We start from the raw sequence: 14,162 nt of genomic DNA on the forward strand, positions 1-14,162 counted from the left end.
CTATTGAGCCATCAACCGCCGGGATGGTCTGATGGTGTCGTCGATGGCGCTGCGGAGGATCTCCGTGGCGCCTTTCCGTTGCTCTCTCCACTGCTTTTCCGTGTGCGAAAGGAAGGTGCCGGTGCTGAAGAAGGTGTTCGTGGCTCCGGACCCGGGCCGGCTGCGGCTGCGCGCCGGCGCCCGGGCCGTCCTCGGCATCGGTGCGGCGGTCGCGGTCTGCGGGCTCGCCGGCCACTCCCTCACCGCGGCGATCGCCGGCGGGCTCGCCGCGCTGCTCGCCCTCTTCACCGTCACCGACGCGACGGTCCGCGGCCAGGGCGTCACCACCGCCCTGCTGCCGGTGGCCGGCCTGCCCGTGCTCGCCGCCGCGACGGCGCTGCACGGCGCGCCCTGGGCCCGGGACGCCGTCTTCCTCGCGGTCCTGGGCGCCGGGGTCTACGCCCGGCGGTGGGGGCCGCGCGGACACGCCCTCGGGGTGTTCGCGTTCATGACCTTCTTCGAGACGCAGTTCCTGCACGCCGTGCCCGCGCAGCTCCCCGAGCTGTGCGCCGCGACCCTGCTCTCCCTCGCGGTCTCCTCCGCCGTCCGCTTCGGCCTGTGGTGCTACGAGCGCCGGCTGCCGCCCGCCGCCGCCCCGGCCCCGCCGTCCGGGACCGGCCTGGCCCGCACGACCACCCGCCAGGCGGTCCAGGCCGTCGTCGCGGGGGCGCTCGCGCTCGGGGCGGGACAGCTGCTGTCCCAGGAGCGCTGGTACTGGGCCGTCGGCGCCGTCTGGTGGATCTTCGTCAACACCGCCTCCCGGGGCGACGTCCTGGTGCGCGGCTTCCGCCGCGTGGCCGGCACGGTGCTCGGCATCGCCCTCGGGGCGGGCGTCGCCATCCCGCTGCACGGCGCCGGGGCACCCACGGCCGTGCTCGTCGCGGCGTGCGTCTTCGGGATCTTCTACGCGGCACCCGTCTCCTACACCTGGATGATGTTCGCCGTGACCGTCATGGCCGGGCTCCTGTACGGGCTCCTCGGCGTCCTCACCCCCGGCCTGCTGGCCCTGCGCCTGGCCGAGACCGGCGTCGGCGCGCTCGGCGCGGCGCTCGCGGTCGTCGTCGTCCTGCCGGTGACGACCCACGCGACGACGGACGCGTGGATCCGGCACGCCCTCCGCCGCGTCCACGCCTGCGCGGCGGAGGCGGCGGCCCGGCTCGCCGGCTCGCCCGACGCCGACCCAGCGCCGCTGGTCGCCGAGCTGGAGGCGCTCCTCGGCCGCGTACGCCTCTCGCTCGCGCCGCTGGTCCATCCCCTCAGCCCGCTGCGCGCCCGCAAGCAGCGGGCCCGCCGTGTCCTCGCCCTCCTCGACGAGTGCGCGCGCGAGGTGCGCGGGCTCGCCTCCGTCTCCGCCGTCTCCTCCGACTGCGCCGACTCCGCCGATCCGGAGGCGTCGCGGGACGAGCGGCTGGTGGCGGCGTGTGCGCGGGTGGAGGCGGCGGTGGGGGCGCTGACGTCGCCGTCTCCGGCGGCGTCGTTGCCTTCGCCCTCGGCGGTGGGGTCGCCCTCGGCGGTGGGGTCGGCGTCGGCGGTAGGGTCGGCGCCGGCGCCCGCGCCCGCTCCCGCGCTGTTTCCGTCTCCCGGCGGGGAGGGGGCGCTTGCCCATCTGCAGGGGCTGGAGCGGGCGTTGGGGGAGCTGGCGGTTCCGTTGCGGGCGTAGGGCCGTCGTCGGGGGGTGATATGCCCCGGACCCTCCCTTTCACCGTTTCTTCCGGGGCTGCGCCCCTCGGCCCGCCCCGCCGGCGCGCTCCGCGCGGGTGGGGCGGGACTCCGCCCCCGGCCTGGCGCTGCGTTGCGCGCGGGTGGGGCGGGGCTCCGCCCCTGCACCCCGGAACCGCGCTGCCGCGCGGTTGTCCTCAAACGCCGGACGGGCTGGAGCAGCCCGTCCGGCGCTTGAGGGCTGGGGGTGCTCCCTCTGGGGGGATCGCACGGTGCTTCGGGGGCAGGGGCGCAGGCCCGAAGCGGGGGGGCAGGGGGCGTAGCCCCCGGCGGGGTGCAGGGGCGGAGCCCCGCGCCTACCGTGCGGCAGCGCGGTTCCGGCGTGCAGGGGCGGAGCCCCGCCCACCCGCGCAGAGCGCGGCGTCGGGCCGAGGAGGGCGGGCTCCGCCACCCGTGCGGCAGTGCAGTGCTGGGCCGGGGGGCTGCGCCGCTCACCCGCGCAGAGCGCGGCGTCGGGCCGAGGAGGGCGGGCTCCGCCACCCGTGCGGCAGTGCAGTGCTGGGCCGGGGGGCTGCGCCGCCCACCCGCGCGTAGCGCGGCGTCGGGGCGAGGAGGGCGGGCTCCGCCACCCGTGCGGCAGTGCAGTGCTGGGCGGGGGGGGGCTGCGCCGCCCACCCGCGCGTAGCGCGGCGCCGGGCCGAGGAGAGCGGCCCCGGCCGCCCGCGCGCAGGGTGGTGCCGGGCGAGGACCTCAACGCCCTGCTGCCCGCGGAGGGCGTCCAGCCGCGCGGCGGCGCGGTTTCGGGCCGCGGGGCGGAGCCCCGGAAGAAACGGTGAGATGGGCCCCTCTGGGGGCGGGGCTGGGGCAGATTTCCCCACGCCTGTAGCGTCGGCCCATGGCATCCCAGGCAACCCACGCCTACATCGGTTCCTTCACCACCGCCGGAGGCCCCGGCATCACGGTCACCCGCCTCGACACCCGCACCGGAGCCCTCACCACCACCGCTCACACCATCTCCACCCCCACCCCCAACCCCTCCTTCCTCGCCGTCTCCCCCGACCGCACCCGTCTGTACGCCGTCGGCGAGACCGACGACGGCACGGTCACGGCGTTCTCGATCGCCGGGGATCCGGCCCGGCCGGAGCCGCTCGGTCCGCCCGTCCGGGTGGGCGGTGACGGGCCGACGCACCTCGCGGTGAGCGCGGACGGAAGGCGGCTGTTCACGGCCAACTACGGCTCGGGGAGCGTGAGTACGCTCCCGCTCGCCGAGGGCGGCGAGGCCGGGGCGCCCACCGTCGTCCTGCCGCACCACGGCAGTGGACCGGTCGCCGACCGGCAGTCCGCCCCGCACGCGCACACCGCCGTCCCCGACCCCTCCGGCCGCTGGCTGCTGGCCGTCGACCTGGGCACCGACTCGGTGTGGATCTCGGAGCGGGACGCCGCCACCGGCGACCCCGTGCCGTACCGGGAGGCGTCCCTCGCCCCCGGCAGCGGCCCCCGGACGCTGGTCTTCCACCCGCGCGGCCACCGCGCGTACGTCCTGCACGAACTGGACCCGGCCGTGACGGTGTGCCGCTGGGACGCCGTGGCCGGGGCGCTGGAGCCGCTGGAGGAGGTCCGCGTCGTACCGCCCGGAGCGGCCGGGCCCACGTACCCGTCCACGCCCGTGATCTCCCCGGACGGACGCTTCCTGTGGACGGCCAACCGCGGGGACGACACCCTTTCCGTCCTCGCCCTCGACGCCGACGGCGGCCGCCCGGAGCTCCGCGCGACCGTGGACTGCGGCGGGCGGTGGCCGCGCCACCTCGCCCTGCACGACGGACGGCTCTACGCGGCCAACGAGCGCTCGGGGAACGTCACTTGGTTCACGGTCGAGCCGGAGACGGGGGTGCCGCGGAAGGCGGGCACGATCGAGGTGACGGCGGCCTCCTGCGTCGTCTTCGCCTGAGCCGGGAGGCGCCCGGGCCGGGACGCGCGTGAGGGGCCCCACGGCGGAGGCCCCTCACGGCGAACGGCGTACGGCGTACGGGGAACGGCGTACGGGGAACGACGCGCCCCTCAGCGCAGCGGCGCCCCCAGCGGCGCCGGCGTGGCGATGCCCAGCAGCTCGCTGTACTTGGCGAGGACGAGCCGGCCGATCGCCGGGTAGGCGCCCAGCGGCTCGGCCGCCGCGCAGCCCGCCTCCTTGGCGGCCATGGCCGGCAGCGCCTCGTCGGCCTCGGGGCCGATCAGGCAGGGGGCGAGGGCGAGGTTCCGCGAACCGGCGGCGCGCAGCTCGTCGGCGGCGCGGGCGACGGCGCCCTCCTCGTCGAGGCCGGCGGCCAGGACGGGCACGGCCAGGCGGGCGGAGAGCAGCATGCCGGTGATGCCCGCGGCCTGCGCGGCCTCGGTGCCGCCGACCGTCGCGAGCACGATGCCGTCGGCGGCGGTCGTGACCGTGAACAGCCGGGCGCGGTCGGCACGCGCCAGCCCCGCCTCGGAGAGGCGCACGTGGAGCGCCTCGGCGAGCAGCGGGTGCGGGCCGAGGGCGTCGGTCAGCTCGAAGGCCGAACCGCTGCTCACCACCGACCGGCGTATGCGGCGCAGCACGGCGGCGTCCGGGCCGGCCAGCAGCGGGACGACGACGGCGGCCGGGCCGCGGGACCAGTCCGGCGCGTCCCCGCCGTCCGGGCCGGCGGCGGAGGCGGCGGCTTCGCTGGTGCGAGCGGTGTGCTGGGCCGCGGCGGAGCCGAGGACGGCGTCCAGCGCGGGGTACTCCGCGGAACCGCCCTCGGCGTCCGCGTAGCCGATGCGCGCGTCCAGGCCGGGCAGCTCGGAGCGGGCGATGCTGAGGATCTCCTCGGCGATGCGGCGCGCGGCGGGACCGGGCGCGCCGGGCACCGCGAGCACGAGCGGGGGCGCCCCCGTCGGCGCGGTCACGGGCTCCGGCCTCCGGTGCCGCCCGGACTGGCGGGGACGGGGCATTCGTACAGGCAGGCCGGACGTGGGCCCTGTGGAGGAGCTCATGGCGCCGCATGTTATCCGGTCGGGAACTCCTCCGTTCGGGTGGGGGGAGGTTACGTCACCTCTGTCCGGATTTATTGGGTGAGGGATCCGGCGGCCGGAGGGGGTGTCCGGTCAACGGGGAAAAGGGTGTTCACCCGATGACGGTCAGCAGCGTCCCGTCGGCCGGCAGCAGCAGACGGTCCGTCAGCAGGGCCGTGGCCAGGTACAGCGCGCCGTCCAGCGGGGTGCCCGCCGCCTCGACCCGCCGCGCGTAAGGAAGTTGCAGGCGCAACTGTTCGTCCAGCGGTTCGAGCAGCGGCCCGCCGAGCCCCCGCAGACCGCCCGTGACCGCGACCGACGGCTCCGGCGCGCCGGGCGCGGGCCGCCGGCAGGCCGCGGCGGCGGCCTCGGCGATGTGCCGGGCGGCGGTGCGCAGGATGTCCCGGGCGACCGGACACGCCCCGGCGCACCGCGCGACCTCCGGGGCGAAGGAGGCCAGCAGGGCGGGCCGGTCCGGGCGCGGGTAGAGCAGCCCCGGCAGCTCCCCGGCCGGGCCCAGGACGGCCGCCGACCGGGCCAGCAGCGCGGCCGATCCGCCGGCCCGCCCGTCGTGGGCCCGTAGCGCCGCCTCCAGTCCGGCCCGGCCGATCCAGGCCCCGCCGCCGCAGTCGCCGAGCAGGTGCCCCCAGCCGTCCGCGCGCCGCCAGCCGGAGCCGGGCGCCAGGTCGGTGCCGAGGGCGACCAGGCCGGTGCCCGCCGCGACGACGGCGCCCGGGGCCTGGCCCACGGCTCCGGCGTAGGCGGTCACGGCGTCCGAGGCCAGCGCGAGCCGCCGGGTGCCCAGCGCCTCCCGCAGGGCCGCGGGCAGGACGGCCCGCAGCTCGCCGCCGAGCCCGGCCATGCCGGCGGCCCCCACGCAGACGGCCGCGCACTCCCGCGCGTCCGCCCGGCGCAACAGCTCGCGGGCCGCGGGCAGGACGCGGCCGAGCAGGCCCCGGGCGTCGATGCCGCCGCTCGTCGTCCGCGCCGGTTCGGGGGAGGACCAGGTCAGCGGGGGGCCGGCGCCGTCCGCCGGGGCGACGGCGACGCGGATGCCCGAGCCGCCCGAGTCGACGGCCAGCACCTGAGCGGACGTCATGCGCCCGGTGTCGTGCGGGCGTTCGCGAGGACGTTCGTGAAGTCCCTCATGGCGGGCACCTTACCGCGCGGCTTCAGGGCAGCCGCCAGTCCACGGGTGCCGAACCCTGGCCCACCAGAAGGTCGTTGGCCCGGCTGAAGGGCCGCGAACCGAAGAACCCCCGGTCCGCGGACATGGGCGACGGGTGCGCGGACTCCACGCACGGCACGCCGCCGAGCAGCGGGCGCAGATTGCGCGCGTCCCGCCCCCACAGGATCGCCACCATCGGCTTGCCGCGGGCCACCAGGGCGCGGATGGCCTGCTCGGTGACCTCCTCCCAGCCCTTGCCGCGGTGCGCGGCGGGCTTGCGCGGGGCGGTCGTCAGGGCCCTGTTGAGCAGGAGGACGCCCTGCCGCGTCCACGGCGTCAGATCGCCGTTGGACGGCCGGGGCAGGCCCAGGTCGCTGTTGAGCTCCCGGTATATGTTCTCCAGGCTGCCCGGCAGCGGGCGCACCTCCGGGGCGACGGAGAAGCTCAGCCCGACCGCGTGGCCCGGCGTGGGGTAGGGGTCCTGCCCGACGATGAGGACGCGGACGTCGTCGAACGGCTGCTGGAACGCGCGCAGCACGTTGGCGCCGGAGGGCAGGTAGGTGCGGCCTGCCGCGATCTCGGCGCGCAGGAAGTCGCCCATCGCGGCGATCCGTCCGGCGACCGGTTCCAGGGCCTTCGCCCAGCCGGATTCGACGATCTCGTGCAAGGGACGTGCAGCCACGGCTGCGACCCCTCCCTGTTGTGAAGCGGTTGCGGTCGGTTGGAGATCGTACGCGATGGGTTCGGACCGGTTCCGCGGTCCCGGGCGGGCGGGAGGGCTGCGTGGGGGCGCCCGCAGGGGTGGGTTCGCCCGTACGGGTGAGTGGGGGTGTGGGCGGGGAATGTGCCCCGGACCCGCCCTTTCACCGTTTCTTGCGCGCTGCCGCGCGGAAACCGCCCTCCGGGGCGGTGTCCTCAGTCGCCGGACGGGCTGATTCAGCCCGTCCGGCGACTGAGGACAAGACCGCGGCGGAGCCGCGCAAGAAACGGTGAAAGGGCGGGTCCGGGGCACACCCTCCCCCCGCCTACCCCCGCACGCACCCCGCCGCCCCCAACAACCCCTCCCAGTCGGGGATCTTGACCGTGCGACGCCCCAGGCTCCGGCCCAGCTCCGACTCCGCCGCCTCGATGCCGAGCCAGCCCGGCCACTCCACCGGAGCGACGCCCGCCGTGCGCAGGGCGGCGCGCGGATCGTCGGCGGGCCGGCGGGCCAGCAGCGACGGCGCGTCGGCGAGCAGGGACTGCACCGTCTCCTTCGCGCAGGGCCGGTTCGTCCCGATGACCCCCGTCGGCCCCCGCTTGATCCACCCCGCCACGTACTCCCCGGGCGACGGCGCGCCGTCGCGCAGCACGCGCCCGGCGGCGTGGGGCACCGTCCCGCCGGCCGCGTCGAAGGGCAGTCCCGCGATCGGAACTCCCCGGTAGCCCACCGAGCGCAGCACCAACTGGGCCTCGATGTCCTCGAATTGGCCGGTGCCCCGCACGCCCCCGGCGCCGTCCGGCACCGTCCGCTCGAAGCGGACGGCCCGCACCGCGGAATCGCCGAGGACGGCGACGGGCCGCAGGAAGAAGCGGACGTGGATGCGGCGCCCGCGGCCGTCGGGCGGGCCGGGCGGCGGATCCCCGGCCGCCGCCCAGCCGCGCAGCACGTCGAGGTTGCGGCGGACGATGCCGGGCAGCGCGGAGCCGTCCTCCCAGGCCGGGTCCAGCGCGGCCTCCTCGGCGCGCACCAGGGCCCGGACCCCGGAGAGGGATCCCAGCTCGCGCAGTTCCTTGGTGGTGAACTTGGCCTGCGCAGGGCCGCGTCGGCCCACCATGTGGATGTCGGTGACGCGGCTCTCGGCGAGCGCGGAGAGCGCGGCGTGCGGCACGTCGGTCGCGGCCAGTTCGTCGGCGCCGCGCGCCAGCACCCGGGCGACGTCGACGGCCACGTTGCCGACACCGATCACGACGGCGGAGCGGGCGGGGAGGGCGAAGGCGTCGGGCGGGGAGTCGGGATGGGCGCTGTACCAGGAGACGAAGTCGGTGGCCGAAAAACTCCCCGGCAGGTCCTCGCCGGGGATGCCCATGCGCCGGGCCGAGGCCGCGCCCACGCAGTAGACGACCGCGTGGTAGAGCTCGCGCAGCCGGGCCGGGGCGACCTCCCCGGGGCCCTCGCCGACGGGGACGTTGCCCAGGAAGGTGATCGCGGGGTGCTCCAGCGACGTACGCAGCGTGTTCTGCAGGGACTTGATCTTCTCGTGGTCGGGGGCGACGCCGTAGCGCACCAGACCGTACGGGCAGGGCAGCCGGTCGAGGACGTCCACCGTCACCCCGGGGACGGACTCCTGCTGCACCAGGGCCTGGGCCGTGAAGACCCCGCTCGGCCCCGATCCCACCACTGCGACGCGAAGCACGGAGGGCTCTCCTTCCGGCGGTTGGGACCAGCATCCCACCGCCGCCGCGCCCCGGCAGCACCTCGGATCACTCAGACGCCGGGCGGGGGCGGTTTCGGGCCGGGCGGAACGCCGAGTTCCCAGTCGAGTCCGTACCTCTGGAACAACTCCGCTCTCAGCCGTGTCTCCGGCATCGGAATCCCCGGCATCAGCACCGCCACCACGGCCCCCATGAGCAACGCGCGCAGCAGCCGGTAGTCGGACTCGGGGTCGGTGGAGCCGTAGCGGGTGACGGTGTCGCGCAGCAGGAACGCCAGCCGCTGCTGCTCCGGGCACTGGATGAAGCCCTCCGCCTGGAGGATGCCCGCCATATGGGTGCGCATCAGCCGCGGGTGCTCGCGGGCGAGGCCCAGGATCGCGTCGATGGCGCGCGCCATGCGCTCGCGTCCGTCCTGGCTCACCGGTTCGCGTTCGAGCGCCGCCGCCAGCTTCAGGTGCATCAGCCGGTGCACGGCCGACTGCAGGAGCTGCCGCTTGCCCGGGAAGTAGTACGAGACGAGGCCGCGGGCCGCGCCCGCCCGCCCCGCGATGTCCCCCAGCGTCGTCGCCTCGTAGCCGCGCTCGTCCACCAGCTCCACGGTCGCCGACAGGAGCCGCTCGCGGGACCGGCGGCGCAACTCCTCATTGACCGACGCGCTGCGAGGGGACATGCTGTAACTCCTGCGTTGACTGGCTCCGAGCCAATATACTCAGGAGGGTACCGGCTGTCCTGCCCTCTGAGCAGGGCGAATTCCGGTATGTCCGCCGATTTCGGGCGACGCGGGGGATCGTCCGAAATCGGCGGTTCGCTGTACGGCAGCCCCTTCCCGCGTGCCCCGGCCGCCCCCGGGTACCCGTGTTCTCCGCTCCGGCGGCACACTGGAGGCAGCGGGAAGGGGAGCACGATGAGCGAGATCATTCTCAGCGACACCACACCGTCCCAGGCCGAAGGCGAACGCGACGACGACCTCGGCGAGGAGCAGCACCCCCAGACGCCCCGCACCACGCCGTCGCAGGCCGAGGGCGAGCGGGACGACGAGGAGAACACCGTCTGATCAGGAGGGCCGCCGTCCGGTCGGCGGGACCGCCCGTCTGATCAGGAGGGCCGCCGGCCGCCGGCCAGGAGCGCCCGGCCCCGGCGCCGCCAGGCCACCAGCACCGCCGCGAGCCCGGTGACGGCGATGAAGGCCACGGCCGCCATGAACGCCGGCGAGGTGGGCGACGCCGCGTGGCTGCCGGCGACCACGTACGCCGTGGTGCTCGGCGCGCTGCCCAGGGCGGTGGCCAGCAGGAACGGCGTCCAGCCCAGCCGCGAGACCGCCGCGCAGTAGTTGGCGGCCGCGAACGGCACGCCCGGGAAGAGCCGCACCGCCAGCATCGAGCGGAAGCCGTGCCGGCTCAGCTGGCGGTCCGCCGCCTTCAGCCACCGGGCGCGCAGCAGCGGGCGCAGCGCCTTCTGGCCGAGCAGCCGGGCCAGCCCGAAGGAGGCGGCCGAGCCGAGGACCGTGCCGGCCAGCGCCGCCACCGACCCGGCCTGCGCGCCGAAGAGCGTCCCGGCGGCGACGCTCAGCACCGGGCGGGGCACGAAGGCCGCGGTGCACAGCCCGTACGCGGCGGAGAAGAGCAGGAAGGCCAGGCCGTAGGGGGTGCCGGCGGGCAGTCCCCCGGCGAGCAGCCGCTCGGGGTGACAGGCGAGGACGGTGGCCACCCCGCCGCCGACGATGGCGGCCAGAAGCCCCAGCCGGGCCCAGGGGGAGAGCGCGCCACAGCGGCCGGGGCGCTCGTCCGGGGCGGGCGGGGGAGCGGCGGAGTCGGACACCGAAGGAGCGTAACCGACATGCGGCCGGTTGCGGTGTGATCTCCGGATCAGGTGATGACGCGTCGGGCGCCGCGGTGCGCGGCCGGGGCGAAAACCACTCGACGGCCCCTCCGGGGTGAGCGAGCATCAAGAGCATGTGCCGGTACGCCCCTTGCGCGAGGCGGTCCGCGGTCGCGGGCCCGCTCGGGGCCGCCCGCCCCGCGCCCGCTCCCGGGCCCTCCGGCCTGCTCCGGCACGTCCGAGGCTGACCCTTCCCGGATCGTTCCCGCGGCCCCGTACGGGGAGGGTCGGTCAGCCCCGGGGCCCACCGGCCGCCGCGCCGGACCCGCGCACCGGAGAAACCGGAGAACGCCCATGTCCCAGCCCGCCCACGCCCCGATCCCCACCCCGGCCCCGCTCCCCGGCCCCGCCGAGCCGCTCCTCAACATCGGCGCCATCGGCCACGCGGGCCACGGCAAGACCCTGCTCACCTCGGCCGTCACCAAGGTCCTGGCGGCGCGGGGCACGGCCGCGTTCGTCCCCGCCGCACGGCTCGGCCGCGCCCGCGGCGGGACGGTCCTGCCCGCGCATCTCGAGTACGCGACCGACACGCGCCGCTACGTCCACGCCGACCTGCCCGGACACGCGGCGCGCGCCAAGGACGTGATCGCCGCTGCGGCCGGCCTCGACGGGGCGGTCCTCGTCGTCTCCGCGCTCGACGGCGTCAAGCCCCAGACCGTCGAACACCTCGTGCTCGTCCGGCACTTGGGCGTCGGCGGCCTCGTCGTCGCGCTCACCCAGGCCGACGCGGCCGAGCCGGAGCTCGCCGCCCTCGCCGAACTCCAGGTCCGCGACCTGCTCTCCGCGCACGGCCGGCCCGGCGGGCTGGTCCCCGTCGTCCGGGTCTCGGCGCTCGGCGCGCTGGCCGGCGACCCGCGCTGGACGGGCAGCGTCGAGGCGCTGCTCGACGCCGTCGACACCTATGTGCCCGCCCCCGCGCGCCCCACCGGCGCCCCCTTCCTGCTGCCCGTCGACCGGGTCCGCCCGGTACCCGGCACCGGCACCCTCGTCACCGGCACCGTGGAGCGCGGCACCCTCCGCCTCCCCGGCCCCGTCGAGGTGCCGGGGGTCCTGGAGCCCGTCCCGGTCGCCGCGATGGAGACCTTCGGCCGGCCCGTGGACGGCGCGCGGGCCGGCGACCGGGTCGCGCTGCTGCTGCCGAGTGCGCGGGGGCGCCAACCCCGGCGCGGGGACATGGTGGTGGCGCCGGGCAGCGTCGTCCCGCGCCGGCGCTTCGAGGCCAGCGTGCGCGTCCTCGGCCCGGCGGAGGGCGGCCGCCGGGCGCCGGTCGTCACCGGTTCCCGCCCCCGGTTCCACCTCCGCACCGCCGACGTCCCCGGCGGCATCGACCTGGGCCCGCGCACCGCCGCCCGCCCCGGCGAGACCGTGACCCTCACCGCCGTCCTCGACCACGGCCTCCCGGTCGAACCCGGGCTCGGCTTCGCCCTCCGCGACGGCGGGCGCACCGTCGGGGCGGGCCGGGTGACCGCCACGGAGGGATGATCCCGCCGTGGCCGTCACCGGCCGCCACAGCCGTCACCAGCAGTCACAATGGGGAGGTGGACGAACCCATACCCGTGACCCGCGACGTCGCCGGCGGCACCGCCCGGCTCCTGCCGGACGTGGACCGGGCGCGCGCCTGGCTCCTGACCGTGGACGGCGCGCCCCAGTCCTACGTCGACCTCGACGACCCGTCGTACCTCGAGTTCGAGTACGCCCGGCGGGTCGGGCACGTCCTCGACGCGGCCGCCGCGCCGGGCCGGCCGCTCGACGTCCTCCACCTCGGCGGCGGCGCCCTGACCCTGCCGCGCTACGTCGCCGCCACCCGCCCCGGATCCCGGCAGCACGTCGTCGAGGCCGACCCCGGGATCGTCGCCCTCGTGACCGAACACCTGCCGCTACCCGCCGGGTCGGGGATCACCGTACGGGCCGAGGACGCCCGCGCGGCCCTGGAGGCCGCCCCCGGCGCCTCGGCGGACGTCGTCGTCGCGGACGTCTTCGGCGGCTCCCGGGTCCCCGCCCACCTGACCTCGCTCGAGTACGCCCGCTCGGCCGCGCGCGTGCTGCGCACCGGCGGCGTCTACGTCGCGAACCTGGCCGACGGCGCCCCCTTCGACTTCCTGCGCCCGCAGGTGGCGACGCTGGCGTCCGTCCTGCCCGAGATCTGCCTGATCGCCGAGGCGCCGGTGCTGCGCGGCCGCCGCTTCGGCAACGTCGTGCTCGCCGCCTCCGCCGCGCCGCTGCCCGTAGGCACGCTGGCCCGGCGCGCCGCGGCGGACGCCTTCCCGGCCCGCGTCGAACACGGCGACGCGCTCGCCCGGTTCACCGCCGGCGCGGCCCCGGTGTCCGACGCGGACGCGGTCGGCTCCCCGGAGCCGCCCGCCGGGGCCTTCGGCGTGGGGTGAGCCGGGTCAGGAGTCCGTCTCCAGCGGCCGCAGCGAACTCATGATCTTCTTGATGGTGTCCTCGGGGATCTCGTCGTCGGTGCCCTTGACGCTGAAGAGGATCCAGGTGGCCAGGTCGCCGTTGGTGTCCTTGTAGGTGAAGGCGACGGCCTTGCCGTCGGTCGTGCACTTGCCCGTCTTCTTCACCCCGGTGACCGTCGCCGTGGCCATCTGGCCGGTGAGTCCGTGGTCGCTGCGGAACTCCTTGGCGTCGGACCGCTTGAACTGCCCGGTCTTCTTCTGGTCGAAGGCCGCCCACACCCAGTTCAGCGCCTCGATCTCGGCTGCGCTGCCCAGGCTCTTGGCGCCCTGCGCGCCCTTGGTGCCCGCCGCGCCCATCGCGTTGTTCGCCTCGCACACCCCCGCCTTGTAGTCGGCGGGGCCCGTCATCACCACGGCCGGCTTGGGCAGCAGGTAGCGCTTGTCGTCCTTGGCGCTCTCGTCGCTGATGCTGTACTGCATCGACGGCCCGGAGACCTTCCAGTCCGGCGGGACGTCGAAGACGTCGTGGCGCTTGAGGTTGACGACCGGCTTCCAGCCGGCGATCACCGGCTTGACCTCCTGGCCGCCGCCGCGCGGATTGACCTCCGGCGAGGACGAACCGGTCGGCCCCGCGGTCGACGGGGCGGAGGCCGAGGCCGAGGCGGGCGGCTTGGGGTCGTCGTGCGCGGTGGTCTTCTCGCCGTCGTCCCTGAGCACCAGCACCCCGGTGACCACCGCCGCGGCCACCACCGCCAGGGCCGTCGAGACGGCGATCACGGTCGTGCGCCGCCCGCGCCCCCCGCCCCCCGGCGGCTGGGGCCCGCCGGGCGCGGCCGGCGGCGTCCACTGCGCCCCGCCGGGCTGCGGAGAGGGATGGGGCTGTCCGTACCCCGGCGTCTGGTACCCCGGCGCCTGGTACCCCGGCTGCTGGTACGGGTTGGGCTGCTGGTACGGATTCGGCTGCTGCTGCGGGTTGTGCTCGCCCCCGTTGGCGGGCTGCTGTCCTGGCCACATGGCCGACAACCATAAGGGGCGGAGGTGACGGGCGTGGTCGGTGGGCCTTCCCGGAGACGCTACTGGCTGGTAACTTCACGTGTCATGTCTCAGACCCAGCCCTCGATCGGCGACATGCTCGCGGCCACCGTTCCCATGGTGCGGACCCTCAACCTCGCCTTCGGCGAGATCTCCGCCGAGCGGGCCGTGCTCCACCTGCCCGACCAGCCCGAGTACCACAACCACGTCGGCGGCCCGCACGCCGGCGCGATGTTCACCCTCGCCGAGTCCGCCAGCGGCGCCATCGTCCTCGCCGCCTTCGGCGACCAGCTCTCCCGCGCCGTGCCGCTCGCCGTCCGCGCCGAGATCGGCTACAAGAAGCTCGCCAAGGGCCCCGTCACCGCCACCGCCGTCCTCGGCCGTCCGGCCGCCGAGGTCGTCGCCGAACTCGACGCGGGCGGCCGCCCGGAGTTCCCGGTGCGCGTCTCGATCACCCGCGAGGACGGCGCCGAGACCGGCGAGATGACGATCGTCTGGACCCTGCGCCCCAACGCGTAGGCCCGGCCCGCGAGAACACCCGT

13 protein-coding genes are annotated in these 14,162 nt (G+C 76.5%); 6 read left to right on the plus strand and 7 right to left on the minus strand.

Annotated features, from left to right (window positions below; genetic code table 11):
- Positions 1 to 121: 121 nt before the first annotated feature.
- Together AC230_RS04330 and AC230_RS04335 are read left to right on the plus strand one after the other, a co-directional pair.
- Positions 122 to 1,699, plus strand: coding sequence for an FUSC family protein (locus AC230_RS04330; protein WP_049714559.1), 1,578 nt, complete (start codon positions 122 to 124; stop codon positions 1,697 to 1,699).
- An 894-nt stretch (positions 1,700 to 2,593) separates the two neighbouring features.
- A complete protein-coding gene (locus tag AC230_RS04335) occupies positions 2,594 to 3,646 on the plus strand; it encodes a lactonase family protein (RefSeq protein ID WP_049714560.1) in 1,053 nt (350 codons plus the stop codon).
- 110 nt (positions 3,647 to 3,756) lie between these two features.
- Here AC230_RS04335 and AC230_RS04340 read toward each other — a convergent pair whose 3' ends face one another.
- The 5 genes from AC230_RS04340 to AC230_RS04360 all read right to left on the minus strand — a co-directional run bounded on the left by AC230_RS04340 (position 3,757) and on the right by AC230_RS04360 (position 8,975).
- Positions 3,757 to 4,704 (minus strand): sirohydrochlorin chelatase, encoded by a 948-nt coding sequence (locus AC230_RS04340; RefSeq protein WP_078870939.1) that lies wholly within the window; start codon positions 4,702 to 4,704, stop codon positions 3,757 to 3,759.
- A 130-nt stretch (positions 4,705 to 4,834) separates the two neighbouring features.
- Complete coding sequence (locus AC230_RS04345; RefSeq protein ID WP_049714562.1) at positions 4,835 to 5,821, minus strand: BadF/BadG/BcrA/BcrD ATPase family protein; 987 nt, start codon at positions 5,819 to 5,821, stop codon at positions 4,835 to 4,837.
- A 73-nt stretch (positions 5,822 to 5,894) separates the two neighbouring features.
- Positions 5,895 to 6,572: a uracil-DNA glycosylase gene (locus AC230_RS04350; RefSeq protein ID WP_049714563.1), complete on the minus strand. Its 678-nt coding sequence runs from the start codon at positions 6,570 to 6,572 to the stop codon at positions 5,895 to 5,897.
- 343 nt (positions 6,573 to 6,915) lie between these two features.
- Positions 6,916 to 8,286 carry an FAD-dependent oxidoreductase gene (locus AC230_RS04355; protein ID WP_049714564.1) on the minus strand — a complete coding sequence of 457 codons (1,371 nt, stop codon included), beginning with the start codon at positions 8,284 to 8,286 and terminating at the stop codon, positions 6,916 to 6,918.
- A 71-nt stretch (positions 8,287 to 8,357) separates the two neighbouring features.
- Positions 8,358 to 8,975 (minus strand): TetR/AcrR family transcriptional regulator, encoded by a 618-nt coding sequence (locus tag AC230_RS04360; protein WP_049714565.1) that lies wholly within the window; start codon positions 8,973 to 8,975, stop codon positions 8,358 to 8,360.
- A 234-nt stretch (positions 8,976 to 9,209) separates the two neighbouring features.
- Between AC230_RS04360 and AC230_RS32880 the strand changes: the two genes are divergently transcribed.
- Positions 9,210 to 9,359 carry a hypothetical protein gene (locus AC230_RS32880; RefSeq protein WP_198535407.1) on the plus strand — a complete coding sequence of 50 codons (150 nt, stop codon included), beginning with the start codon at positions 9,210 to 9,212 and terminating at the stop codon, positions 9,357 to 9,359.
- A 41-nt stretch (positions 9,360 to 9,400) separates the two neighbouring features.
- On the opposite strand, the gene AC230_RS04365 is transcribed toward AC230_RS32880, so the two are convergent.
- Entirely contained in the window at positions 9,401 to 10,123 is a 723-nt protein-coding gene (locus AC230_RS04365; protein WP_049714566.1) for a TVP38/TMEM64 family protein, read from the minus strand.
- Positions 10,124 to 10,477: 354 nt separating this feature from the next.
- On the opposite strand from AC230_RS04365, the gene AC230_RS04370 reads away from it, so the two are divergent.
- Positions 10,478 to 11,665 (plus strand): GTP-binding protein, encoded by a 1,188-nt coding sequence (locus AC230_RS04370; RefSeq protein WP_049714567.1) that lies wholly within the window; start codon positions 10,478 to 10,480, stop codon positions 11,663 to 11,665.
- A gap of 56 nt (positions 11,666 to 11,721) precedes the next feature.
- Positions 11,722 to 12,567 (plus strand): spermidine synthase, encoded by an 846-nt coding sequence (locus AC230_RS04375; RefSeq protein ID WP_049714568.1) that lies wholly within the window; start codon positions 11,722 to 11,724, stop codon positions 12,565 to 12,567.
- A 6-nt stretch (positions 12,568 to 12,573) separates the two neighbouring features.
- Here the strand turns inward: AC230_RS04375 and AC230_RS04380 are convergent, their stop codons facing one another.
- The gene (locus AC230_RS04380; protein ID WP_049714569.1) at positions 12,574 to 13,602 is read right to left on the minus strand and encodes a DUF8017 domain-containing protein; all 1,029 of its coding nucleotides are present in this window, start codon (positions 13,600 to 13,602) and stop codon (positions 12,574 to 12,576) included.
- Positions 13,603 to 13,686: 84 nt separating this feature from the next.
- Here AC230_RS04380 and AC230_RS04385 point away from each other — a divergent pair, with 84 nt between their 5' ends.
- Positions 13,687 to 14,139 carry a DUF4442 domain-containing protein gene (locus AC230_RS04385; RefSeq protein WP_049714570.1) on the plus strand — a complete coding sequence of 151 codons (453 nt, stop codon included), beginning with the start codon at positions 13,687 to 13,689 and terminating at the stop codon, positions 14,137 to 14,139.
- The last annotated feature ends 23 nt before the right edge of the window (positions 14,140 to 14,162 follow it).

This window comes from Streptomyces caatingaensis, from assembly GCF_001187435.1.
GTDB classification, from domain to species: Bacteria; Actinomycetota; Actinomycetes; order Streptomycetales; family Streptomycetaceae; genus Streptomyces; species Streptomyces caatingaensis.

What these genes read in the sequence shown, in the direction of transcription:
- AC230_RS04335 (WP_049714560.1), top strand. Translation starts at nt 2,594, where the DNA reads ATGGCATCCCAGGCAACCCACGCCTACATCGGTTCCTTCACCACCGCC.
- AC230_RS04340 (WP_078870939.1), bottom strand. Translation starts at nt 4,704, where the DNA reads ATGAGCTCCTCCACAGGGCCCACGTCCGGCCTGCCTGTACGAATGCCC.
- AC230_RS04345 (WP_049714562.1), bottom strand. Translation starts at nt 5,821, where the DNA reads ATGACGTCCGCTCAGGTGCTGGCCGTCGACTCGGGCGGCTCGGGCATC.
- AC230_RS04360 (WP_049714565.1), bottom strand. Translation starts at nt 8,975, where the DNA reads ATGTCCCCTCGCAGCGCGTCGGTCAATGAGGAGTTGCGCCGCCGGTCC.
- AC230_RS32880 (WP_198535407.1), top strand. Translation starts at nt 9,210, where the DNA reads ATGAGCGAGATCATTCTCAGCGACACCACACCGTCCCAGGCCGAAGGC.
- AC230_RS04370 (WP_049714567.1), top strand. Translation starts at nt 10,478, where the DNA reads ATGTCCCAGCCCGCCCACGCCCCGATCCCCACCCCGGCCCCGCTCCCC.
- AC230_RS04380 (WP_049714569.1), bottom strand. Translation starts at nt 13,602, where the DNA reads ATGTGGCCAGGACAGCAGCCCGCCAACGGGGGCGAGCACAACCCGCAG.
- AC230_RS04385 (WP_049714570.1), top strand. Translation starts at nt 13,687, where the DNA reads ATGTCTCAGACCCAGCCCTCGATCGGCGACATGCTCGCGGCCACCGTT.